This is a genomic window from Streptomyces sp. NPDC044002, from assembly GCF_056434525.1.
The window spans coordinates 47,840-69,465 of the sequence record NZ_JBWKEZ010000032.1 but is presented as its reverse complement, the minus strand read 5'-3'; the positions used below and the strand labels follow the sequence as shown (position 1 = coordinate 69,465).

Genomic DNA, 21,626 nt, shown 5'->3' with positions numbered 1-21,626 from the left:
TGGCCGGGAGCGAAGGGGGTGCATCTCCGGTGGTACAGCGCATCGATGTGACAGGTGCCGACGGCGTACGCCTGGCCGCCTGGGAGTTCCGGGACCCGCCCGCCGAGCCACGGAAACCGGCGGTCCTGTTACTCCACGGCCTGATGGGCCGCGCCCTCCACTGGGCCGGCACCGCGCGCTGGCTGGGCGAGCACCGCCGCGTCATCGCCCTCGACCAGCGGGGCCACGGCCACAGCGGCCATCCCGCCCCCGGCCCCGACCGGCCCGCGCGCCTGAGCCGCGAGGCCTTCGTCGCCGACGCCGAGACCGTCATCGAACAGCTCGGGATCGGCCCCGTCATCCTCATCGGCCACTCCATGGGCGCCCTCACCGGCTGGCAGCTCGCCGCCCGGCGCCCCGATCTGGTCCAGGCCCTGGTCATCTGCGACATGCGGGCCTCCGCGCTCGGCGAGGCCTCGCAGCAGGAGTGGCAGGAGTGGTTCCGCCGCTGGCCGGTCCCCTTCCCCACACAGGACGCCGCCCGCCGCTGGTTCGGCGAGGACGACCCCCGGGTCGAGCGCCCCGACCCCGGCCGCGGCGCCTTCTTCGCCGAGGTGATGCACGAGGCGCCGGACGGCTGGCGCCCGCTCTTCTCCCGCACCCAGATGCTGACCGTCCGCGAGACCTGGGTGCACGACGCGCACTGGGAAGAGCTGGCGCAGGTCCGCTGCCCCACCCTCGTCGTCCGCGGCCTGGACGGCGAGCTGGGCCGCGCCGAGGCCCAGGAGATGGTCCGCGTCCTCCCGGCCGGCCAGTACGCCGAAATCCCGGACGCCGGCCACTACGTCCACTACGACCAGCCGGCCGCCCTGCGCGCCGCCCTGGAGCCCTTCCTCGAAGGGGCCGCCGTGTCATAGCGACCATCCGTGAGCAGCGTGCTCACCCGCCGCTCACTCGTCGACGGTGAGGACGATCTTGCCGCGCGTCCGGCGGCCGTCGCTCAGCTCGTGCGCCTCGCCGGCCAGCTCCAGCGGCAGCACCGCGGCGACCTCCGGCCACAGCCGCCCGGCCTCCACCAGCGCGGCGATCTCCCGCATCCCCGCCTGGTCGGCCTCCACGGCCATGAAGACGGCGCGCACCCCCAGCGGGCGCGCCGCCTCCGCCAGCCGCGCCTCGGCCGGGGAGGCCAGGGACACCACGATCCCGCCGGGGCGCAGGACGCGCAGCGAGCGCGGCCCGTACTCCCCGCCGACGGCGTCGACCACGACGTCGACGGGCTCGACCGCGCTCTCGAAATCGACGGCCGTGTAGTCGACGAGCTCGTCGGCACCGAGCCCGCGCAGGAACTCGTGGTGCACGGCGCGGGCGGTACCGATCACGTACGCGCCGCGCGCCTTGGCGATCTGCACGGCCAGGTGGCCGACCCCGCCCGCCGCGGCGTGGACCAGCACCCGCTGCCCGGAGCGCACGCCGGCGGTGTCCACCAGCGCCTGCCAGGCGGTCAGCGCGGCCAGCGGCAGCGCGGCGGCCTGTACGTGGCTCAGCGCGGCGGGCTTGCGGACCAGGTGCCGGGCGGGGGAGGTGACGTACTCCGCGTACGTGCCCGCCGGCACGGGATGGCGGGGCATACCGAACACCTCGTCGCCCGGGGAGAGGGTGGTGACCCCGATCCCGACCGCCTCGACGACCCCGGACACGTCCCAGCCGAGCCGCACCGGCTCCCCGGCCAGCCCGCCGGTGGCCCGGTGCCACGAGTCCGTCGGGTTCACCCCGGCCGCGCGGACCCGTACGAGCACCTCGGCCGGCCCGGGCTCCGGCCGCTCCACCTCGACGACCCCGAGCACCTCGGGCCCGCCGAACCCGTCCTGAGCCACTGCGCGCATGCTGCCGTCCCCGTTCTCCGCGGGGCCCCTTTCGGCCCCGTCGACCCTTCCGGAGATCAAGGTTTCCCCACCGCACCCACCCGAACGAGCGGCAAGAATGCCACCATCTGAAAGAATCTTGCCATGGTGCACCGCGTCGCAGTCCTGGCCCTGGAGGGCGTCTACCCCTTCGAACTGACCATCCCCGTCCGCATCTTCGGTACGGCCGAGGGCCCGGACGGCGCACCGCTCTACGAGGTCGTCACCTGCAGCCTGGACGGCGCCCCGGTGACCACGAGCGCCGACTTCGGCATCACGGTCTCCCACGGCGCCGAAGCCCTGCGCACCGCCGACACCCTGGTCATCCCCCCGTTCACCTGCGGCGTCGACGGATCGCGGGAGTGGCTGCCGGCCGAACTGGCGACCGCCCTCGCCCTCCTCCCGCCCCACGCCCGCATCGTCTCGATCTGCACGGCCTCGTACGTGCTCGCCGCCGCGGGGCTCCTCGACGGCCGGCGCGCCACCACGCACTGGAACGAGGCGCGGAACTTCCAGCGGGCCTTCCCCGAGGTCGAGGTCGACGAGAACGTCCTCTTCGTCGACGACGGCCGGGTCCTCACGGCGGCCGGCGTCGCCGCCGGGGTCGACCTGTGCCTGCACCTCGTGCGCCGCGACCACGGCAGCGAGGTCGCCAACCGGGTGGCCCGGCTGTGCGTGGTCCCGCCGTGGCGGGAGGGCGGCCAGGCCCAGTACATCGAACGCCCCATGCCGGAACCGGAAGCCGCCACCACCGCCGCGACCCGCGCCTGGGCCCTGCACCACCTGGACGAGCCCCTGTCCCTGGCGCGCCTGGCGGAGCACGCCCGGATGAGCGTGCGCACCTTCTGCCGCCGCTTCGCGGAGGAGGTCGGCACACCCCCGGGCCAGTGGCTGGCCCAACGCCGCGTGGACCACGCCCGCCGCCTCCTGGAAACCACCGCCCTCCCGGTGGACCAGGTCGCCGCCCGGTCGGGCTTCGGCACCGCGGCATCGCTGCGCCAACACCTGTCGGCCACCCTGGGCGTCTCCCCGACGGCCTACCGCCAGTCCTTCAGGACCACCGCCACGCCCTGACGCCCGTTATCGTCCGGGCCATGGACGACCGCCTCCTCCACCTCGGCCGCACGCTCGACGACCTCGACCCGCCCCGCTGGGGCCGGCCCGAGGCCGACGCGACGTCCCTGGTCCGCACGGTGCACGGGCTCCGCACTGTCCCCCTGCGGCAACTCCGCCCGGCGGACCTGCGCACGCTGCTCTCCCAGCAGGTGGCCCTGCCGTACGTCCTCCCCCTCGCGGTACGCCTGCTGCTGGCGGATCCGCTGCTGGACGCGTACTTCCACGAGGGCGACCTCCTCCACGCCGCGGTGCGCGCCCCGGCCACCGCCTGGGCGGTGCTCCCGGACCTGCACGCCGACCTCAGGGCGGCGATCACCGCCCTGCCGGCGCCGGCGGTGGCGGACCTCCCCCGCGACACCGCCGAGGCCGTCGCCGCCTTCACGGCCTAGGGGATGCCGGTGCTCCAGCGGTCGAGGGTGCCGGTCCTGCCGTCGTAGGTGAGCCAGGTGCCGTCGCCGAGGGGGCGTACGTATCCGGTGGCGGGCCCGTCGGGGTAGGTGACCTGCCCGCGCACCTCCAGGGAGCGGGCGTCCAGCAGCCAGTGGCCGGCCCCGTCCGGGTCCTCGGCGCCGTCGACCGTCGAGGCGATGACGGTGCCGGCGTCGACGAACCCGCAGCCGTAGTCCCAGTACCCCTCCGACTCCGCCTCGGCCTCCGGTACGGCGGTGGCGAGCGCGTCGCCGTCCAGGGCGTGCAGGCGCAGGTCCGCGCCGTAGTGCTCGACGGTGAGGTAGCCCCGGTGGCCGGGGTGGACGTCCGCCAGGATCCGGTCCATGGTCTCGTTGAGGTCCCAGGCGGTGAGCCGCTCGCCGTCCCAGCGCGCCCAGTGCAGCAGGATCCCGTCCTGGCCCATGCCGATGGACAGCCCCATGTGGATCCCGTCGGGGTGCGAGAGGTGGTGCGAGCCGGCGGTGGCACTGTCCAGCGGGAGCCGCGCCAGCTCCCGCCCGTCGGCGGCGTCCAGCACCACCCAGTACTCCAGGCAGTCCTCATCCCCCACGACATGCGCCCAGACGACCCGCCCGTCGTCCGAAACCCGGCACGACCCGTGCTCCAGCCCCCGGCACACCTCCTGCTCGTCCCCCGAGTGCGGATGCCCCAGCTCGGGCCCCCAACACCCGTGCCGGTACTCCCACAAGGTCTCGCCGCCCACCCCGACGGCCCGCACGGCCCGCTGCCCCGAGAACACGGCGAACGCCCCGTCGGGACTCACGGAATGCCCCCCGTGCTCCCACCCCGCCCAGGGCACCGCAAACCCGGCGACGGCCTCGGCCTCCCCGCCAAACAGCCGGTCGAGGTCGTACACCTCCAGCCGGCCCCCACCCCGCAACAGGGCCCGCCGGGCCCCGCCGTACCGCCCCTCGAAGGCGAAGCCGTTGACCAGCGATTCCCCACCCGGCAGCCGTACCGAGTCGCGCAGTTGTGCGGTGATCGACATACCCCGAAGCTAACGGCCCCCACTGACAGCGGGGGTTACGCCAGATCCAGGCTGACGACCCAGTGTTCGTACTCCTCGGCGGTGATCCCGCAGATCCGGTGCCCGGACAGGGACCGCGCGATGAACTCGATCCGCCCTTGGTCGTCGACGAGCCGGGAGACATCGGCACGGCCGGTCAGCCGTACGCGCACCCACCCGACCGCCGAGCTGCCGGTCACGACCGCCGTGAGGAGGAAGACCCCCTCGTCATCGAGGACATCAGCCTGACTGGCATGCCGGAGCCACACCCGGTGCACCCCTCCGCGATCCGCCTCCAGGGGAAACGCCGCCACGGGCTCCACACCGAATCCCGCCACGGCCCGCCAGGCCGCCTCGACGGACGGCCCGGGCCCGTTGCCGTGGACGGCGACCACCCCGAGGCCGCTGCTCCTGATGAGCTGGAGAAGGCCGTCCTCACCGGTTCGCATTCAGTCGCTCATCTCTCCGAGCAGGTCGGGGTTCGGGGAGGATGACGTGAGCTGGCTCAGGATCAGCTCCATGTCCTGTGCTGCGGCGAGGCAGTACTCCTGGTCCTCGTCGACCGTGACCTTGGCGTGGACGAAGTTGTCTCCGTTCCTCCGCGTCTCCTCCGTGAGCCGTGTGGGGAGGATGAGCCAGTTCCTGACGGCCTTGAACTCCCAGTCGACATGGCGAGGGGCGTCCCGCGCCGCGGCTTCGAAGACGGGCATGAACTCGTCGTGGGGCTCGGCGAACCTCCAGCCCAGGTGCGCGATCTGGAGATACCCGAATCGGGGGTGCCGCTCAAGTGGATGCCGGAACCAGAAGAGGGGCGCGTAGCTGCTCAATATCGCCTTGGCGCGCAGACCGCGATCGGCGCGGAGCCGTTCCGGGCCGGAGCTCGGTGGTGTGGTCACGGGGTACTCCGGCTGCTCTCGGTCACTCGTGCAGGATGTCGTGGACGTACTCGGACAGGTCTGCCGGGAGCGGACGCCCTTCGAGCTCCTTCAGGTACGACACGGAGCCCTCGTCCGCGAGCGCGCCCAGCGCAAGGATGGCGTTGAGCTGGGCCTCTAGCGCGGTGGCGTCGGACTCGGAGCAGGCCGCGATGGCCAGGACGGCGGCCAGGACCCGCCCCTCGGCCTCCGAATAGCTCCCCACCCAGTCCGTTACCTGATCGGCGGCCAGCTCCCGCTCATGCGGGACTTCGGAGACCAGGCCCCGCAGGATCGGCAGGAGCTGCTCGGCTTGTACGCCCACTCCGGCCACCGTTCTGCTCCCGTCCCTCGCGCCGCCCCCTCAGCCGGGCAGATCATCACAGAAGGGAATCACACCAGGCCCCCAGTCGAAGGTGAATTCATGCCGCTCCCGGTCGTGGTCGACCGAGATTCCGCACGCGGGGACGCCCATGTTCTGGTGCACCCAGCCGTCGATGGCCAGAGCGGCCACCTCTGCCCGGTAGTCGGCTCCTGGGTAGACGAGGGACTCGACGGCGATGACCAGGTGGCCGGCATCCGCGGGGGCGAGGCTCTCGGCGTGCAAGGACGTCCCGAAGGAGAGCCAGGCCGCGTCCTTCCAGCTGACGTGCCCCGTCGGCAGCCTCAGGTGCAGTCTTCTGTGTATGTGAAGGGTGCCGGTTGGGGCGGATGCGAAAACCTCAGTGCGTGCCGAGACGTCGGCAGCAAGGCCGATACCGCCCCGCATGAACCGGTACTTGTGCGTGGCAACCATTCTTCCCCTCGCGATCGCTCCGCCCGCCAGACGCCACCCGCGCCGACCCGCGACTCGTTCCGCTCCCTCCCCCCGGAACGGATTTCGGGTGATTATGACCGGCCGTGCGCGGCTCCGGCCAGGACGTGGTGGCGGGCGTTGATGCGTCCGATGCCGAGGGGTGAGCCACTGGCTCGTGCGGGGGCTGACGAAGGGTGAGCGAGGGGGGCGACGGGCTGGTTGGCCCGTCGCCCCCTCGGGGCCGTGCAGGGGTCGTGGTGGGGTGGGTCAGCCCTTGCTGACCGCCGTCAGGATCTCCGGGAGCTTGCGGAAGACCGCCGGGGCCGCCAGGCGCAGGCCCGCCCAGGTGGCCAGGAGGCCCCAGGCGATGCCGATCGGGAGGGCGAGGAGGCCGAGGGCGCCGGGGTCGTCGGCCAGGCTGATGTACACCGTCAGGCCGATCACCGGGGAGCAGATCACCGCGGACGACACCATGCCGCCGACGATGCCCAGCCAGGCCAGGCCGCCCTGCCCCGGGGCGACGTTCTTGAACGCGCCCTCCGTCGGGATGGAGTACGGGAAGTACGCCGAGGCCAGCGCGCCCGTGCACAGCATCGAGCCCAGCAGGCCGAGGCCCAGGCCCAGGGCGGCCGGGAAGCCCGACCAGTTGCCCACCAGGGCGGCGGTGGCAACCGTGACGAGGACCGTGTACGGGACGGTGACCAGCGCCAGCGCACCGGCACGGGCGCGCAGTTCACCGAACGCGTCGCGCGGCGAGGAGATGGTCTGGGCGACCATCCAGAAGGCGGAGGTGTCCTGCCCGAACTGGTTGTACATCTGGACTCCGAGCATCCCCGCGCCGAAGCAGGCCAGGTAGACCGAGCCGGTGCCCTGCAGGGCGTTGAAGACGGGGACGATCGCGCCGACCGCCAGCGAGGACACCCAGGCCGACTTCGTCTTCGGGTCGCGGACGGCGTAGCGCAGCGTGCGCTGCATGACCGCGCCGGTGCGCCCGCCCGGCAGGAGGGACCAGAAGCCGCCGGCGCCGCCGCGGTCCTTCTCGGGCTTCGCGGCCGCGAGGGTGGAGCCGTCCGGGGTGACCATCAGGCTGGTCAGGCTGCGCTCCCAGAACCACAGCAGGGCCGCCAGGGCCGCCAGGGTCAGGGCGAGCTGGGCGGCGGCCACGCCGTAGGAGCCGCGGCTCGCGGAGTCCACCATGCCGACGGCCGTCGCCGGCGGCAGCCAGCGCACGACGGCCTCGACGGGCTCCAGCGCGGTGAGGCCGCCCTGCTTGAACAGGCTCTGGCTGGCGAAGTTGACGAACTGGGCGCCGATCGCGATGAGCAGGCCGCTGAGCACGGCGAGGTCGCGTCCCTTGCGGCTGGACAGCAGCCGTACGTTCGCCGTGGCCACGGCGCGGGCGAGGGCCACGCAGCCCAGCAGCAGGAGCGGGGCGCCGATCACGGCGGCGGTGATGCCTGCCGCGCCGTGCGCCACCGCGGCCACCGAGCCGGCGGCGATGCAGAGCGTGAACAGCGGGCCGGTGCCGACGAGGGAGGAGGCCAGCAGGGCCCGTACGAGCGGACGCGGGCGCAGCGGCAGCATGACCAGCCGGCTCGGGTCGAGGGTCTCGTCGCCGGTCGGGAAGAACAGCGGCATCACGGTCCAGCCGAGCGCGAGGATCGCGGCCAGCAGGACGACGACGGTCCCGGCGTGGACGTGGCCGTGCAGCATGGCCAGGCCCAGGGTGACCAGGAGGGAGAACAGCAGCGAGATCACCAGGCTGACGATCCACACGGCCTTGCGCTTCGACGACCCCTTGAGGCCGTTGCGCATGAGGGAGAGCTTGAGCTGGACGAACAGCTTGGTGACGGACGCCCCGGAGGAGGCAGGGGCTCCGGTGGCGGCGGCCGTGGCGGTGGTGGCGGTCATCGTGCGCCGCCGAGCCAGTCGAGGGAGTCGCCGGCGGCGTGGTCGCGGGCGCCGACGAGTTCGAGGAAGGCTTCCTGGAGGGAGGGCGCGGAGCCCCGTACGTCGGCCAGCGGGCCGGCGGCGCGGATCTGCCCGCCCGCCATGACGGCCACCCAGTCGCAGAGCGATTCGACGAGCTCCATCACGTGGGAGGAGAAGACGACGGTCGCACCGGACGCGGTGTAACGTTCCAGCACCCCGCGGATGGTCTGCGCCGACACCGGGTCCACGCCCTCGAACGGCTCGTCCAGGAAGAGGACTTCGGGGTTGTGCAGCAGTGCGGCGGCCAGGCCGATCTTCTTGCGCATGCCCGTCGAGTAGTCGACGACCAGCTTGTGCTGGGAGCCCGCGAGGTCGAGGACGTCCAGCAGCTGCGTGGCCCGCTTGTCGGTCTCCTCGCCCGGCAGGCCGCGCAACCGGCCCATGTAGCCGAGGAGTTCACGGCCCGAGAGGCGCTCGAACATGCGCAGGCCCTCGGGCAGGACGCCGATGCGGCTCTTGACCTCGACCGGGTCGGTCCACACGTCGTGTCCGGCGACGATCACCCGGCCCATGTCCGGGCGCAGCAGCCCGGTCACCATGGACAGGGTGGTCGTCTTCCCCGCGCCGTTGGGGCCGACGAGGCCGACGAAGCGGCCGGCCGGCAGCTCCAGGTCGATGCCCGCGACGGCCACCTGCTCGCCGAAGCGCTTCCACAGCCCCTCCACGCGTACGGCGGCCGCGGGCTGCGCGGATCGCGCGCCACCACCCGTCCCGCCGTCCGTACCGCCTGCCGCATAACCCTGGTCCGGCATGCGCCTGCCTCTCGTTCCGTTCCCCGTGGTCGTACTTTCCTCACGATAGGAGGAGGGGGAGAGGCACCGGCAGTTACGAATGTCATGAACTCGCGGGCACGTTTGTCAGCGCGGACGCGCATGTCAGCCGTCCCCGGCGGCGGCCCTACGCCTTGCGGCGGCCCCGGGCCGCGGCCGCCTCGCTGCCGCAGGCGTACGCGAGGGCGTCGATCAGCTCCTCGGTGTCGGGCAGCCACCGGTTCGCCGGGGTGGGCTTGCGGGCCCACTGCACCGGGCCCTTGCCGCCGAAGCGGGTCGGGGGCGCGGCCACGTACTGGCCCTCGCCGCGCGTGACCAGGTCGATGGCGTGCGGCAGCCAGCCCAGCTTGCGCACCAGGTCCGGCACCTTCGCGCCGGCGCCCGGCAGTACGAAGAACAGCATCCGGTGGTCGGGGGTCAGCGCGACCGGGCCCAGGGTCCGCTCGTGGCGTTCCAGCCGGGCCAGGGCCAGGAACCCGGCGGAGTCCGGTACGTCGAGCGCGTCGAAGGTGCGGCCCGTCGGCATCAGGATGGAGGCGCCGGGGTTCTTGCCCCAGATCCGCCGCACGCCCACCGCGCTGCCCGAGGCCAGCGACTGCCAGTCCTTGACCGACGGGTGGGCGCCGGGCGCCGGGCAGTCGGCCACCCCGCAGGAGCACACCTCCCGGCCGTCGCCGGGCTCCAGCCACGTGCCGGCGAAGACGTCCCAGTGGCGTTCTTCCACGTACCGCACGGCATGGTCCAGCAGCTGGTCGCCGCGCTGCTGGGGGACGGGGGCGGTCTCCGTGACTGTGATGGTCTCTTCCACGCCCCTCACAACTCCCCGGGGCACGGCGGGTTACGGGCGTAAACCAGCCGGTGGGCGCTGCATCGATCCTGCATACGGGGCGCACGGGTGCACGGGCGGGGGCGCGTGGGAGGGCGGGGCGCGGTCACTGGGTAACGACACGTCGCAGAGCGGAAGATTCTCGGCACTTCAGGCGGGAAGTGATCATTCGAACGATCACCCGCGGCCTCAGGGGGTTTTCATGGCAGCCAGGCCTCTCGTAGCGCGCCAGCCGAACGAACGGCTGCAGGCGCTCATCCAGGAAGCCGGGTGCTCCAACGCCGGGCTCGCACGGCGCGTCAACATGTGCGGGGCCGAGCACGGCCTCGATCTCCGCTACGACAAGACCTCGGTCGCCCGCTGGCTGCGCGGCCAGCAGCCGCGCGGCCGGGCCCCCGGCATCATCGCCGAGGCCCTCGGCCGCAAGCTGGGCCGGACCGTCACCATCGACGAGATCGGCATGGCCAACGGGAAGAACCTCGCCTCCGGGGTCGGCCTGCAGTTCTCCCCGACCGTCATCGGCGCCATCGAGCAGGTCTGCGAGCTGTGGCGCAGCGACGTGGGGCGGCGCGACTTCCTCTCCGGGTCGAGCGTGGCGGCCTCCGCCCTGGTCGAGCCGAGCCGCGACTGGCTGATCACCGGCGCCGACCCGCAGGTGGCGCGCAGCGGCGGGGCGCGGGTGGGGATGCCGGACGTGGAGGCGGTACGGGCGACGACCGAGGCCCTGACCGACCTCGACCACCGCTTCGGCAGCGGGCACGTGCGGCCGGTGGTGGTGCACTACCTCAACTCCGTGGTCTCGGGGCTGATCGCGGGCTCGTACCGGGAGCCGGTCGGGCGGGCCCTGTTCGCGGCGGTGGCCCGGCTCACCGAGCTGGCCGGCTACATGGCGGTGGACACCGGGCAGCCGGGTCTGGCCCAGCGCTACTACATCCAGGCCCTGCGGATGGCGCAGGCGGCGGGTGACCGCGCGTACGGGGGCTACGTCCTGGCGGCGTCGATGAGCCACCTCGCCGCCGAGCTGGGCAACCCGCGGGAGATCGCGCAGCTGGCGCGGGCCGCGCAGGAGGGCACGCGGGGGCAGGTCACGCCGCGGGTGGAGGCGATGTTCTACGCCGCCGAGGCGCGCGGACACGCGCTGCTGGGCGACGCCCGGGCCGCGGCGGTGCTGTCGGGCCGGGCGGTGACGGCGCTGGAGCGGGCTGAGCCGGAGTCGGGGGACGACCCGGTGTGGATCCGCCACTTCGACCAGGCCTACCTGGCGGACGAGCTGGCGCACTGCCACCGGGACCTCGGGCAGGCCGACGCGGCGGGCCGGCGCGCGGAGGAGGCCCTGCGCCACCTGCCCGAGACGAAGGCGCGCCGCCGGGCGATCGGGCTGCTGCTGCTGGCGGCCTCGCAGGTGCAGCAGCGTGAGGTGGAGCAGGCCTGCCAGACGGCGACGAAGGCCGCCGAACTGCTGGGCTCGCTGCGCTCGCGGCGGGGCGCGGAGTACCTGGACGACTTCCGGGCGCGGCTGGAGCCGTACCGTGAGGAACCGGCCGTCCGGGAGTTCGGGGCGAGGCTGGAGATCCGGGCGGCCTGACGGGTGCCGGGATCCTACAGGGTGTGATGCTGCCAGGCCTCTGATGCGCGGCCGGAAATCGCTGGTACGGATGAAGACCTGGATGTTTAGCGGGAATCGGAGCTGGTGGGGAACATGCTGGCGGTGGTCACCTCGTTTCCGGTAGCGCTCGGCGAAGGACGGCAGGTCCACCGTCTGCCATCCGGAGCTGTAGGAGTCGCCTGTATAGGGGCGAGAGGGTGATCTCGTCGATGTGGGAGGAGGGCAGTCAGTGGCGCGCAAGAAGCGGGGTAAGCGACTTCGCGTACTTGCTGCCCCGTTCACCGTCGCCGCCCCGTCCGGTGCGCGAATACGGGACCGCGTGCATGGCACCGATGCTGACTTCGAGGTCCTCACGCTGGTCGGCCGGCATCTGGGCCACCATCAGCGGGCCGATCTGGCCCGCCGCGTCGAGATTGGCAAGGTGCCTGCAAAGGACAATCAGCGCACTGAGCGGAAGCGTGAGCTGACGAAGCATTCGTCGTCCCGCATGGCCGGTTCCATGACCAGGGCGACCGAGGACCAGTACCAGCTCAGCTTGCGGTGTCTGTACGACGAGGCGTCGGGTCTGCGGCGTGCCATCCGCGCGATCACGCGGCGCCTGAGCGTTGAGTGCGGTACCAAGACGGGCAAGGTCCGCGGCTACCACAACCGCGACGAGCGGTTTCAGAAGCAGCGGCGTCTGCAGATCCTTGATGCGCGTCTCGTTCGCGTCGAGGACCGCATCCGAGCCGGTCGGCCGGGCATCGTGGTTGGCGGGCGACGTCTGGCCAGGGTCCGCCACAACTTGGAGCAGGCCCAGCTCACGGGGGAACAGTGGCGTGAGCGGTGGGACGCTGAGCGGCTGTTCCTCACCGCTGATGGCGAGTCCGGTGCGCCGTTCGGGAACTACACGATCTGCGTCGACCCGAACGACGGGAGTGTGACGATCGTTCTTCCTGAGCCGCTTCGGTACCTGGCCAACCAGCCTCGGGGTCGATATCGGCTGTCCTGCACCGTGGAGTTCTCGCACCGCCGGGACGAGTGGCTGGACCGCGTGACCGCGAACAGGGCGGTGCGATACGACTTCGTGCGTGACCCTCTGCGAGACCGGTGGTACCTCGATGTGTCCTGGTCCGCCGATACGGCCGTGCTGCCTACTCCGGCGGAGATCCGGGAGCTGGGCGAGCGGATGGTCGGTGTCGACTTGAATGCCGACCACCTGGCCGCCTGGGTACTCGACCGGCACGGCAACCCGATCGGCCGGCCCCACACCATCCCACTTGACCTGGTCGGCTCCGTATCGCAGCGGGACGGGCGCCTGAGGGACGCGATCAGCCAGCTCATCGCGCTCGCCAGGCAGCATGACTGCGCGGGGATCGTGGTGGAGAACCTCAACTTCGACGACGCCCGGTCAACCGGCCGCGAGCGGATGGGCCGAGGCCAACGCGGCAAGAAGTTCCGCAGGACCGTGGTCGGCATCCCCACCGCACGGTTCCGGGAGCGGCTGCGCGGCATGGCCTTCCACGCCGGCCTCGTCGTCATCGCCGTCGACCCGGCCTATACCAGCGTCTGGGGCGAGAGGTACTGGAAGACCCCGCTCCAGGAGACCAGTAAGAAGACCACGGTCACACGCCACCACTCGGCGGCGGTGGCCATCGGCAGGCGTGGCCTGGGACACAGGGTCCGGCGTCGGCCAGGTGTGACCGCGAGCGACCGGAGGATCGCTTCGCGGAGAGCTACCGGCCAGACCGTATCCATGCCCAGGCCACGCGGGACCACGAGCCCACCCCGGACTGCGAGCGCGCCCGTACGGGGCGGTAGGACTCGACAGTGCCGAGGTGACCAGCTCGCGCTGTTCCCCGACCCCGAAGACCGTTCGCGGGGTCACCGGATCACCGATCCGGCTTGTCGTGACTCGGCCAACACTGGCCAATCGCGAAAGGAGCGGTAGCTTGATGCGACGGTTCCGTGGGTTCGGGCCGGTCGGAGAAGGCAGAAGGAGTCCCGGTGACGGAGAACGGACAAGGGGGCGTCCCCCAGCCCGGGACGCCGCATCAGGCGCAGCCGGTGCCGGCTCCCGGCTACCCGCAGCAGCCGGGGCCGCAGCCCGGCGAGGCGTGGGGCACGCCGCCCGCGTACGGGTATCCGGCCGCGCAGGACCCGCAGGCGGCGCCGGCCGCGCAGCAGTACGCCGGGCCGTACGAGTCCGCGTACGAGCCGCCGCCGCAGCCGGGGCAGCCCGCGTACGGGTACCCGCCGCCGGCCGGCCACGTCGTCGGCCCGGGTTTCGAGGGGCCGGGGGACCCGCACGGCTACGGCTACCCGCCGCTGCCGGACGCGGCGACGCAGTACATCCCGCCGGTCCCGGCGGGCCCCGCGGCACCGCACGAGCAGGCGACGCAGTACATCGCCCCGGTGCAGGCGGGCCCGGAAGCGCCCCACGAGCAGGCCACGCAGTACATCGCCCCGGTGCAGGCGGCACCCCACGAGCAGGCCACCCAGTACATCCCGCCCGTCCCGGCGGCGGGCGTCGGTGACGCGGCGACGCAGTACATCCCGCCGGTGCCGGCCGCCGGGCTGCACGAGCAGGCCACGCAGCACATCGCCCAGGTCCCGGGCGCCGTCGACGAGGCGGCCACGCAGTACATCCCGCCCGTCCCCGCCGCAGCGGCCCCCGCGGCCGGCGCCGCCGAGGGGTTCGACGCGCTGTTCCGGGCCGACGGCGACCCCGATGCCGCCGGGCACACCCAGCAGCTGCCGCCGGTCCAGGACCCGGGACCGCGCCGGATGCCGCCGCCCGCCCCGCCGCAGCGGCACGGGCCTCAGCAGCAGTACGCGCCCCCGCCCCCGCCGCCCGCGCCCGCGCGCCGGATCCCGCCGGCCGTCATCGCGGCGGCGGTGTTCGGGCTGGTCGTGGCCGGGCTCGGGGTGGGTGCCCTGCTCAGCGACGGCAAGGCCCAGAACACCGACCCGGGCGCGGTGGCCCCCGCCGCCAGCGGCTCCGCGAACTCGGGCGCGGCTCCGGGCGAGGAGGCGGTGGACCCGGCCCGCCCGCAGGCCGTCCAGCTCGACAAGCTGCTGGAGGACGCCAGCGACAGCCGGACCACGGTGATCAAGGCCGTGGACGACATCAAGGACTGCAAGAACCTGACGCAGGCGGCCCAGGACCTGCGCGAGGCCGCCCAGCAGCGGGAGGGGCTGGTCACCCGGCTCCAGGAGCTCAAGACCGATCTGCTCCCGAACCACGCCCGCCTCTCGGCGAGCCTGACCAAGGCGTGGAAGGCCTCGGCGGACGCCGACAACAGCTACGCGGACTGGGCGGACGACGTCGCCCGCGACAAGGGCGGCTGCGGCAGCGACAAGGACGGCAAGGGCGACAAGGACGGCAAGGCCAAGGTGACGGACGACGCGCAGGACGGCAACAAGTCCAGCGCCGAGGCCACCAAGGCCAAGGAGTCGGCGGCGACCATGTGGAACACGATCGCCGCCAAGTACGGACTCACCAAGCGGGACAAGACCCAGCTCTGACGGACGGCCGCCCCGCCCGGGTCAGGCCGAGCGGGGGGCCTGTTCCAGGGTCGGGGTCATGTCGAGGTTCTGCTCGCCGAGCTGGGCGACCAGGCGGCCCGACTGGACGGTCTGGAAGCTGACCCGGCCGTTGACCAGGCGCGGGAACCCGGCGACGGCGCGCATGTCCTGGTAGCGCCAGCTCAGCTCGGGGGTGAGGTTGCCGGTCTGGACGCCCGGGGACTGGTTGAGGGCCCGGGTGAGCTTGCGGGCGGTGATCTCCTCGTTGCTCTTGAACCGCTGGACGATCTGGTTGAGGACGCTGTACGCGATCCAGGTGGTCTGGGCGCCGCTGTCGTCGGGGTCCACGGTGTCGTCGCCGAAGGCCTGCTCGGAGATCACCTTGCGCATCGGCGCCCACAGGGGGTCGGTGGAGACGGGGTACCAGCTGGTGACGTAGGCGCCCTCGAAGGGGCTCTCCTTGCCGCCGGTGCGGTCCACCAGGGCCTGGCTGATGCTGCCGAGGACGGAGGAGATCTGCGTCTTGCGCTGGGTGTCGACGCGGCGGAAGGCGTCGAAGAAGATCTCGGTGCGCTCGCCGAGGACGGCCGTCACGCAGCTCTTGTCCTTGGCGCTGTCGGCGGCCGGGGCCTTCGCGGGCTTGGGGTCCTTGGACGGGGAAGCGGATGCGGAGGGGGTGGAGGGTGAGGTCGTGGCGGGTGTGGTCGAAGGGGCCGATGGGGTCGATGGGGTCGATGGGGTCGACGGGGCCGCCGGGGCCGACGGGGTGCCGGTCAGCGCCTCGCGGGCCTGCGGCTTGAAGTCGGCGGAGTCCTCGGCGGCGCGGATGTCCGAGGCCTCCGGGCTGTTGTTGGTCTTGAGTCCGGCGTTCAGCAGGACCGGCATGGTGTCGCCCGCGAGGGTGTCCGGGCGGACCAGGGAGACCTGGGAGCAGGCCTTGCCGAGCTGGTGGCCGGCCCCGGCGAGCAGCGCCGGCTGCCCGCCGTTGACCGGGAAGGACAGGGGGCTCTGGAACTCCTCGGGTGAGACCCCGTAGCCCCCGATGAACGGGATGCCCTCGGCCTCCAGCGGGGCCATGAAGGCGCGGCCGTGCTGGCTGTAGGAGCCGACGACGGCTACGGCCTTCTCGGTGATGGCCTTGCGGGCGCAGTCGGCGGCGCCGGTGGCGGTGTTCTTCTCGTTGCAGGTGATCACGCGCAGCTTGCGGCCCTTTATGCCGCCGTTGGCGTTCACCCACCGTTCGTAGGCCTTGGCCATGCCCGGCATTCCGGCCATATTGGTCGCTTTTGTTCCGATGGGCGCGAAGGTCATGACCGTGAGGGAGTCCCCGGAGCCCCCCGAGCCACCGGGGACCACCCCGCACGCAGTGGTGAGACACGCGCCCGTCACCGCGGTAATCAGCAGGCGGGACAGGGCAGTTGCGCGTCGGTGATTGGTCATGTCCACCGACCCTTCCGCCCCGCGGGTAACTCGGTGATGAGATGGACACAACAAACGGTGACGTCGAGGTGAATTGCAGGGGCGCGGTCACGTGCAGGTGCTTCAAGATCGCACCAGTCGGGAACGTACGATCGAAAGCGTGACATTCGCCCAAGGTTCGAAGAACTCTTCCCGCCGCGGCGGCCGCTCCTCCACCATGGGCGGCATGCCCCTCAACGACATGCCGTGGTGGCGCTGGCGCAGCAACGTGCGCTCGGCGCTGCACATGCTTTCCGACCCGCTGTTCCAGGAGGAGGTCTGGGTCGCGGGCGCCGAAGGGTACGGCGACGTCACCGACGCCGTGTACCGGCTCGTCGAGGACACCTGGCTCGACAGCTGGTCCGCCGACAAGTACGTCGGAACGATCTTCCGCGACGCGCAGGAGGCGGCCCTGGTCGACCTCGCCGTGCTGCGGGTGCTGCGGATCCTGCACCAGGTCGGTCCCGACGCCCACGTCTCCGCGTACCTCGGCCACCAGGACTGGCCCGAGGCGGTCCGGGCGGCGCGCGAGGCGCACGTACGGATGTCGGTGGCGGACGGGGAGGACCCGGACGACCGGCCGGCCTCCGTCGACGTGCTGAAAACGCTGACCCGCGCGGTGTGAAAGGCTGTGCCGTCATGAGCGCAGACCCACAGCCCCAGGCCCGGCCCCAGGCCCAGGACCAGTACGTCCTGACCGTCTCCTGCCCCGACAAGCAGGGCATCGTGCACGCCGTGTCGAGCTACCTCTTCATGACCGGCTGCAACATCGTGGACAGTCAGCAGTTCGGAGACCGGGAGACCGGGCTCTTCTTCATGCGGGTGCACTTCGAGGCCGAGCCCGCCGTGACGGTGGAGAAGCTGCGCGCCAGCTTCGCCGCGATCGGCGACTCCTTCCGGATGGACTGGCAGATCCACCGCTCCGACGAGCGGATGCGGATCGTGCTGATGGTGTCGAAGTTCGGGCACTGCCTGAACGACCTGCTGTTCCGCTCCCGGATCGGCGCGCTGCCGGTGGAGATCGCGGCGGTGGTCTCGAACCACACCGACTTCGCCGAGCTGGTCGGCTCGTACGACATCCCCTTCGTGCACATCCCGGTCACCAAGGACACCAAGGCGGACGCGGAGGCGCGGCTCCTGGAGCTGGTGCGCGAGCAGAACGTCGAGCTGGTGGTGCTCGCCCGCTACATGCAGGTGCTGTCGGACACCCTGTGCAAGGAGCTGAGCGGGCGGATCATCAACATCCACCACTCCTTCCTGCCGAGCTTCAAGGGCGCGAAGCCGTACCACCAGGCGCACGCACGCGGTGTGAAGCTGATCGGCGCCACCGCCCACTACGTGACGGCCGACCTCGACGAGGGCCCGATCATCGAGCAGGAGGTCGAGCGGGTCGGCCACGAGGTCACCCCGGACCAGCTCGTCGCCATCGGCCGCGACGTGGAGTGCCAGGCGCTGGCGCGGGCCGTGAAGTGGCACAGCGAGCACCGCGTCCTGCTGAACGGCTCCCGGACCGTCGTCTTCGCGTAGCCGGAGGCAGGGGCGCGCCCCGCGGCGCGCCCCGGGCCGCGCCTACCCGGCGGCGACCCAGCCGCCCAGCCCGTTCACCTGGGTGCGGCCGGCCAGGCCCATCGCGTCGGTGAAGCCCAGCAGTTCGGGCGGCAGGTAGCCGGAGCGGACGCCGAGCTCCCACTGGTGCGTCTGGACCGCGAGGGCGGCCAGGGCCAGCGGGCCCAGCGGCAGCAGGGTCCGGGGCGCGGGGTCGGCCTCGGCCCGCGCGCTCTCGCGGTGGGCGGTGAGCCGGTCCGCGAGGGCCGCCTCGAAGGCCGCCCGGTCGTCGTCGAGGAGTACGCGCAGCAGCCGCTGGTCCGCGGTCAGGGGGCCGGCGGCGTCCAGGGCGGCGGCCGCCGCGGCGCGGGTGGCGGCGTCCGGCTTGCACAGGGGCACGGTCGGCCAGCCGCTGGGCAGGTGGCTGGTGCTCTGGGTGAGGTAGCCGCACAGGGCGTCCATCGCGGCGAGGTCCCCGGGCTCCGAGTGCGAGGCGTGGGGCGAGTGCGGCACCCCCTTGTGGAGGGCGGGCGCGCAGTCGTTGCGCAGCAGCAGGCCGAAGACCTTCTGCCAGTTCCACACCAGCCCGCTGACCACCGCGGTCTCGAAGGCGTGGAGCCAGGTCCGGGCGGTGGGGGCGGCGGTGACGGCGGCGGCGAAGTCGAGGTCCTCGCTGCTGAGGGTCTCGCCGATCAGCGGGAGCGGGACCTCCTGGTCGCCGTTCGGCCAGCAGCCGACGGACAGGGCGCCCATGGCACACTCCGCGGCGGTGTGCAGCGCGGTGCGGGCCTCCTCGCCGAGCCGTCCGCCCTCGGTGGTGCGGGCGGCGACGTGGTCCAGGATCTCCTCGGCCAGGCTCAGCAGCCGCTCGGGGGACGGGTCGGTCTCCAGGCGGCCGTGGCGCATCAGGGTCCGCAGGACGATGTCCTGGAGGGCCCCGGCCGTCCGCTCCTCGCCCACCGAGTGCCGTTCCACTTCCCGTACGTCCTGCATGCCGAGCCGCCTCCCGTGATCGTTCCGGCTGGTGGCGGCACGCTATCAGCGCGCTCGGACAGTGCCCGGGGTGACGGCCCCGGGCTGGTGACGAGGGGGTGCCGAGGAGGTGCCGGGCCCGGGGGCCCGGGCCTCAGGCGTCGGGGTCGACGCCGCAGTAGCCGGCGAAGGCGGTCAGGATCTCGTCCTCCGAGATGCGGCCGTCGCCGTCCGTGTCCAGGGCCGCGGCGACCTGGGCGGCCAGACCCGGCTCGGTGCCGAGGACGCGCAGCACGCGGGCCGCCGCCGAGGGGCTCGCGCCCGCGCCGTCCCCGTCCGCGACGGCGATCACGGCGTGCAGGAACGGCCGGGCGATCTCCGCGAACCGCTCCGGGTTGTCCCGCAGCCGCTTCGCCGCGCCGGTGACGAACTCCTCGCGGGAGACGCGCTGGTTGCCGTTCACGTCGGCGATCCCGGCCATTCCCTGCCAGAACGCCTCGGCTCCGTTGAAGACGGCCTGGCCCTTCTCCGAGCGTGCGGCCGTACCGAATTCGGCCAGCACCGCCTTCGCGGCCGTGCTGAAGTCCTCCCGGTCGATATAGCCGGACCCGTCCTGGTCGAAGGTGGCGAATCGGGCGGCGATCTTGCGCTCGTACTCTGCGCTGTCCATGTTCGGCTTCCGCCTTCACGTGTGCGTTGGGGCTGCGGTCGGGGTTCAGATCAAGACAGGCAGGAGCGTAAGGCCTTCGTGGCCTGCGCGTTAAGCGAAGCGGTCAAGGAGGTGGCCGCATCGAACCCGCGCACGGGGAGCGCGCCGGGGCGCGTACGCGTGTGCCCACGCGCTGACCCGGGACGCGGCTTAGCACGACGGTCCCGCTTCCGGGGGGAGGTTCTCGCAAAACCGGCGCGTTCCATCCGTTGCCCACTACATTTGACGGGTCGACACACGGTTGGAGGCACGATGGCGAAGGACGTTCCACCGCGCTGGGACCGTCGCATGCAGCAGCGCCTCGCCCGCGGTGAGGCCGCGGCGCTGGGGGAGCTCTACGACCGCTTCGCCTCGCTGGTCCACAGCCTGGCCCACCGGGTCCTCGGCGACGAGAAGGCCGCGGACCGGATCACCCGCGAGGTCTTCGGCTACATCTGGGAGAACCCGGACGCCTACGACCCCAAGCAGGGCTCCATGCGCTCCTGGGTCGCCCGGATCACGCAGGGCCAGGCCGTCGCCCGGCTGCGCCAGGCCGAACTGGGCCGCGGCTCGCGCGAGGAACTGGAGCAGAAGGTGCGCAGCGCCAACGCGGCCGCCCGCGCGGACTACATCGTCACCTCCATGCCGGCGCCGTTGCGGGCCGCCCTGGAGCTGGCGTACTTCAAGCGCCGCGACTACCGCCAGGCCGCCGCCGACCTGCAGATCAGCGAGGACGAGGCGCGGCGCCGGCTGCGGCTCGGCCTCCAGCTGCTGTCGACCGCCAACGTCCTCCCCCGGGAGGACACCGCCCCGCCCGGATACGGCCCACGCGGATACGGAACGCCCCGATGACCGGACCCTCCGAAGACACCCCCGACGACGCGTACGAGCAGCGGGCGGGCGGTCGCGCACGGATACCGGGTCCCCGCGCGGCCGGTGACGACCTGAACGCCCCCGAGACCCTGCCGCCCGCACCGCCCTCGCACGCCGTGCTGAAGTCCCTGCTCGGCGCGTGGGCGCTAGCCGCCTGCTCCGCGGAGGAGACCCAGGCCGTCGAGGACCACCTCACCGAGTGCGCGCCCTGTGCCGAGGAGGCGCTGCGGCTGCGCGACGCGGTGGGGCTGCTGCACCCGGAGGAGAGCCTCGACCTGAAGCCGCTGCTGCGTTCGCGGGTGCTGGAGGACTGCCTCGGCAAGCGGCCCGCCCGCATCCCCGTACCGGTGTGGGCGAACCCGTACGACACCGAGACGGCGCGCCTCGACGCGCTGCTGCGGGACTTCGGCGACTCGGAGTGGCACACCCCGGTGCGGCTGAAGTGGTTCGAGGAGGAACGCCGACGCACGCACCGCACCACGGTCGCGGGGGTGATCGGGCACCTGCTCACGGTGGACGGGATGATCGCGACCGCGCTGGGGCTGGACGACCCGCTGGGGTCCGGGGCGCCGCCGGGCGGCGGCCCGGCCGACCGCACCGAGCACTTCTGGAACTCCTCCCCCTACCCGGTCACCCGCAAGGTCCGCGAGCCCTGGCGGGCCCAGGGGCACACGCTGGTCCGTACGGTGTCCTTCGCGGGCCGGGGCGTGGCCGAACTGTCCGTGGACTACGGCGGGTTCGCGCTGCCGCTGGGGGACGCCTTCCTGGAGCGGGCCTTCGAGTGCTGGGTGCACGCCTGGGACATCGCGGAGGCGGTGGACTACCCGTACGAGCCGCCCTCGGGGCCGCACCTGCACCGGATGATCGACCTCGCCGCCCGGCTGCTGCCCGGAGCCCTGGCGGGCAGGCGCCGTTCGGGCCTGGCGGCGCCGGCCCGCGGCCTGGTCGCGGCGGGCGCTCCGGGCCGGACCCTGCACCTGGAGATCGAGGGCGCGGGCGGGGGCGGCTGGGACATCGCCCTGGACTCCCCGGCCGCGAAACCCTCGCGGGAGCACACGGTGGCGGAAGTCGCCTTGGACGGCCTTGAGTTCTGCCAGCTGGCGGCCGGGCACATCTCCCCGGAGGAGGCCGCGGTCGGCCAGACCGGCGACCGGGAGGCGATCCGCGACGTGCTCTTCGCTGCGGCGTCGCTGAGCCGGCTGTAGCGGGCGGGGGCGTACGCGTACG

The 21,626-nt window shown here is 72.7% G+C and carries 22 protein-coding genes; 10 read left to right on the top strand and 12 right to left on the bottom strand.

Annotated features, from left to right (window positions below):
- The first annotated feature begins 29 nt into the window (after positions 1-29).
- Complete coding sequence (locus AC07A6_RS23465) at positions 30-896, top strand: alpha/beta fold hydrolase (protein ID WP_478778390.1); 867 nt, start codon at positions 30-32, stop codon at positions 894-896.
- Between the two features lie 33 nt (positions 897-929).
- Here the strand turns inward: AC07A6_RS23465 and AC07A6_RS23460 are convergent, their stop codons facing one another.
- The gene (locus tag AC07A6_RS23460; RefSeq protein WP_478778389.1) at positions 930-1,862 is read right to left on the bottom strand and encodes an NADP-dependent oxidoreductase; all 933 of its coding nucleotides are present in this window, start codon (positions 1,860-1,862) and stop codon (positions 930-932) included.
- A gap of 123 nt (positions 1,863-1,985) precedes the next feature.
- On the opposite strand from AC07A6_RS23460, the gene AC07A6_RS23455 reads away from it, so the two are divergent.
- On the top strand, positions 1,986-2,954 hold the full coding sequence (locus AC07A6_RS23455) for a GlxA family transcriptional regulator (RefSeq protein ID WP_478778388.1): 969 nt from the start codon (positions 1,986-1,988) through the stop codon (positions 2,952-2,954).
- A 20-nt stretch (positions 2,955-2,974) separates the two neighbouring features.
- Positions 2,975-3,385, top strand: coding sequence for a contact-dependent growth inhibition system immunity protein (locus tag AC07A6_RS23450; protein WP_478778387.1), 411 nt, complete (start codon positions 2,975-2,977; stop codon positions 3,383-3,385).
- On the opposite strand, the gene AC07A6_RS23445 is transcribed toward AC07A6_RS23450, so the two are convergent.
- From AC07A6_RS23445 to AC07A6_RS23410, 8 genes are all read right to left on the bottom strand, one after another.
- Positions 3,382-4,434, bottom strand: a complete 1,053-nt coding sequence (locus tag AC07A6_RS23445; RefSeq protein ID WP_478778386.1) for a hypothetical protein — start codon at positions 4,432-4,434, stop codon at positions 3,382-3,384. The two genes, AC07A6_RS23450 and AC07A6_RS23445, sit on opposite strands and share 4 nt — an antisense overlap.
- Positions 4,435-4,469: 35 nt before the next feature.
- Entirely contained in the window at positions 4,470-4,901 is a 432-nt protein-coding gene (locus AC07A6_RS23440; protein WP_478778385.1) for a hypothetical protein, read from the bottom strand.
- Positions 4,902-5,348, bottom strand: coding sequence for a hypothetical protein (locus AC07A6_RS23435; protein ID WP_478778384.1), 447 nt, complete (start codon positions 5,346-5,348; stop codon positions 4,902-4,904).
- 22 nt (positions 5,349-5,370) lie between these two features.
- On the bottom strand, positions 5,371-5,691 hold the full coding sequence (locus AC07A6_RS23430) for a hypothetical protein (protein ID WP_478778383.1): 321 nt from the start codon (positions 5,689-5,691) through the stop codon (positions 5,371-5,373).
- 39 nt (positions 5,692-5,730) lie between these two features.
- Entirely contained in the window at positions 5,731-5,973 is a 243-nt protein-coding gene (locus AC07A6_RS23425; protein WP_478778382.1) for a hypothetical protein, read from the bottom strand.
- Positions 5,974-6,429: 456 nt separating this feature from the next.
- Positions 6,430-8,073 (bottom strand): transporter, encoded by a 1,644-nt coding sequence (locus tag AC07A6_RS23420; protein ID WP_478778381.1) that lies wholly within the window; start codon positions 8,071-8,073, stop codon positions 6,430-6,432.
- Entirely contained in the window at positions 8,070-8,906 is an 837-nt protein-coding gene (locus tag AC07A6_RS23415) for an ABC transporter ATP-binding protein (protein ID WP_478778380.1), read from the bottom strand. Before AC07A6_RS23415 ends, AC07A6_RS23420 begins: the two co-directional genes overlap by 4 nt.
- Before the next feature lie 145 nt (positions 8,907-9,051).
- The gene (locus AC07A6_RS23410) at positions 9,052-9,732 is read right to left on the bottom strand and encodes a bifunctional DNA primase/polymerase (protein WP_362467670.1); all 681 of its coding nucleotides are present in this window, start codon (positions 9,730-9,732) and stop codon (positions 9,052-9,054) included.
- 220 nt (positions 9,733-9,952) lie between these two features.
- On the opposite strand from AC07A6_RS23410, the gene AC07A6_RS23405 reads away from it, so the two are divergent.
- The 3 genes from AC07A6_RS23405 (at position 9,953) to AC07A6_RS23395 (ending at position 14,863) form a co-directional block, all read left to right on the top strand.
- Positions 9,953-11,335, top strand: coding sequence for a transcriptional regulator (locus tag AC07A6_RS23405; RefSeq protein WP_478778379.1), 1,383 nt, complete (start codon positions 9,953-9,955; stop codon positions 11,333-11,335).
- A 250-nt stretch (positions 11,336-11,585) separates the two neighbouring features.
- On the top strand, positions 11,586-13,286 hold the full coding sequence (locus AC07A6_RS23400) for a hypothetical protein (protein ID WP_478778378.1): 1,701 nt from the start codon (positions 11,586-11,588) through the stop codon (positions 13,284-13,286).
- Positions 13,287-13,342: 56 nt separating this feature from the next.
- Positions 13,343-14,863, top strand: a complete 1,521-nt coding sequence (locus tag AC07A6_RS23395) for a hypothetical protein (RefSeq protein ID WP_478778377.1) — start codon at positions 13,343-13,345, stop codon at positions 14,861-14,863.
- Positions 14,864-14,884: 21 nt separating this feature from the next.
- On the opposite strand, the gene AC07A6_RS23390 is transcribed toward AC07A6_RS23395, so the two are convergent.
- Positions 14,885-16,303 (bottom strand): ABC transporter substrate-binding protein, encoded by a 1,419-nt coding sequence (locus tag AC07A6_RS23390; protein ID WP_478778376.1) that lies wholly within the window; start codon positions 16,301-16,303, stop codon positions 14,885-14,887.
- Positions 16,304-16,499: 196 nt separating this feature from the next.
- On the opposite strand from AC07A6_RS23390, the gene AC07A6_RS23385 reads away from it, so the two are divergent.
- Positions 16,500-16,946 (top strand): SCO4402 family protein, encoded by a 447-nt coding sequence (locus tag AC07A6_RS23385; protein WP_362467690.1) that lies wholly within the window; start codon positions 16,500-16,502, stop codon positions 16,944-16,946.
- A gap of 14 nt (positions 16,947-16,960) precedes the next feature.
- Entirely contained in the window at positions 16,961-17,848 is an 888-nt protein-coding gene (gene purU, locus AC07A6_RS23380) for a formyltetrahydrofolate deformylase (RefSeq protein WP_362467662.1), read from the top strand.
- Between the two features lie 42 nt (positions 17,849-17,890).
- Here purU and AC07A6_RS23375 read toward each other — a convergent pair whose 3' ends face one another.
- Both AC07A6_RS23375 and AC07A6_RS23370 read right to left on the bottom strand, forming a co-directional pair.
- Positions 17,891-18,859, bottom strand: a complete 969-nt coding sequence (locus AC07A6_RS23375; protein WP_386272702.1) for an Imm49 family immunity protein — start codon at positions 18,857-18,859, stop codon at positions 17,891-17,893.
- Between the two features lie 133 nt (positions 18,860-18,992).
- Positions 18,993-19,508: an EF-hand domain-containing protein gene (locus tag AC07A6_RS23370; RefSeq protein WP_478778375.1), complete on the bottom strand. Its 516-nt coding sequence runs from the start codon at positions 19,506-19,508 to the stop codon at positions 18,993-18,995.
- A gap of 291 nt (positions 19,509-19,799) precedes the next feature.
- On the opposite strand from AC07A6_RS23370, the gene AC07A6_RS23365 reads away from it, so the two are divergent.
- Together AC07A6_RS23365 and AC07A6_RS23360 are read left to right on the top strand one after the other, a co-directional pair.
- Positions 19,800-20,378 carry a sigma-70 family RNA polymerase sigma factor gene (locus AC07A6_RS23365; protein WP_007265652.1) on the top strand — a complete coding sequence of 193 codons (579 nt, stop codon included), beginning with the start codon at positions 19,800-19,802 and terminating at the stop codon, positions 20,376-20,378.
- A complete protein-coding gene (locus tag AC07A6_RS23360; RefSeq protein ID WP_362467655.1) occupies positions 20,375-21,604 on the top strand; it encodes a zf-HC2 domain-containing protein in 1,230 nt (409 codons plus the stop codon). Before AC07A6_RS23365 ends, AC07A6_RS23360 begins: the two co-directional genes overlap by 4 nt.
- Positions 21,605-21,626: the final 22 nt, after the last annotated feature.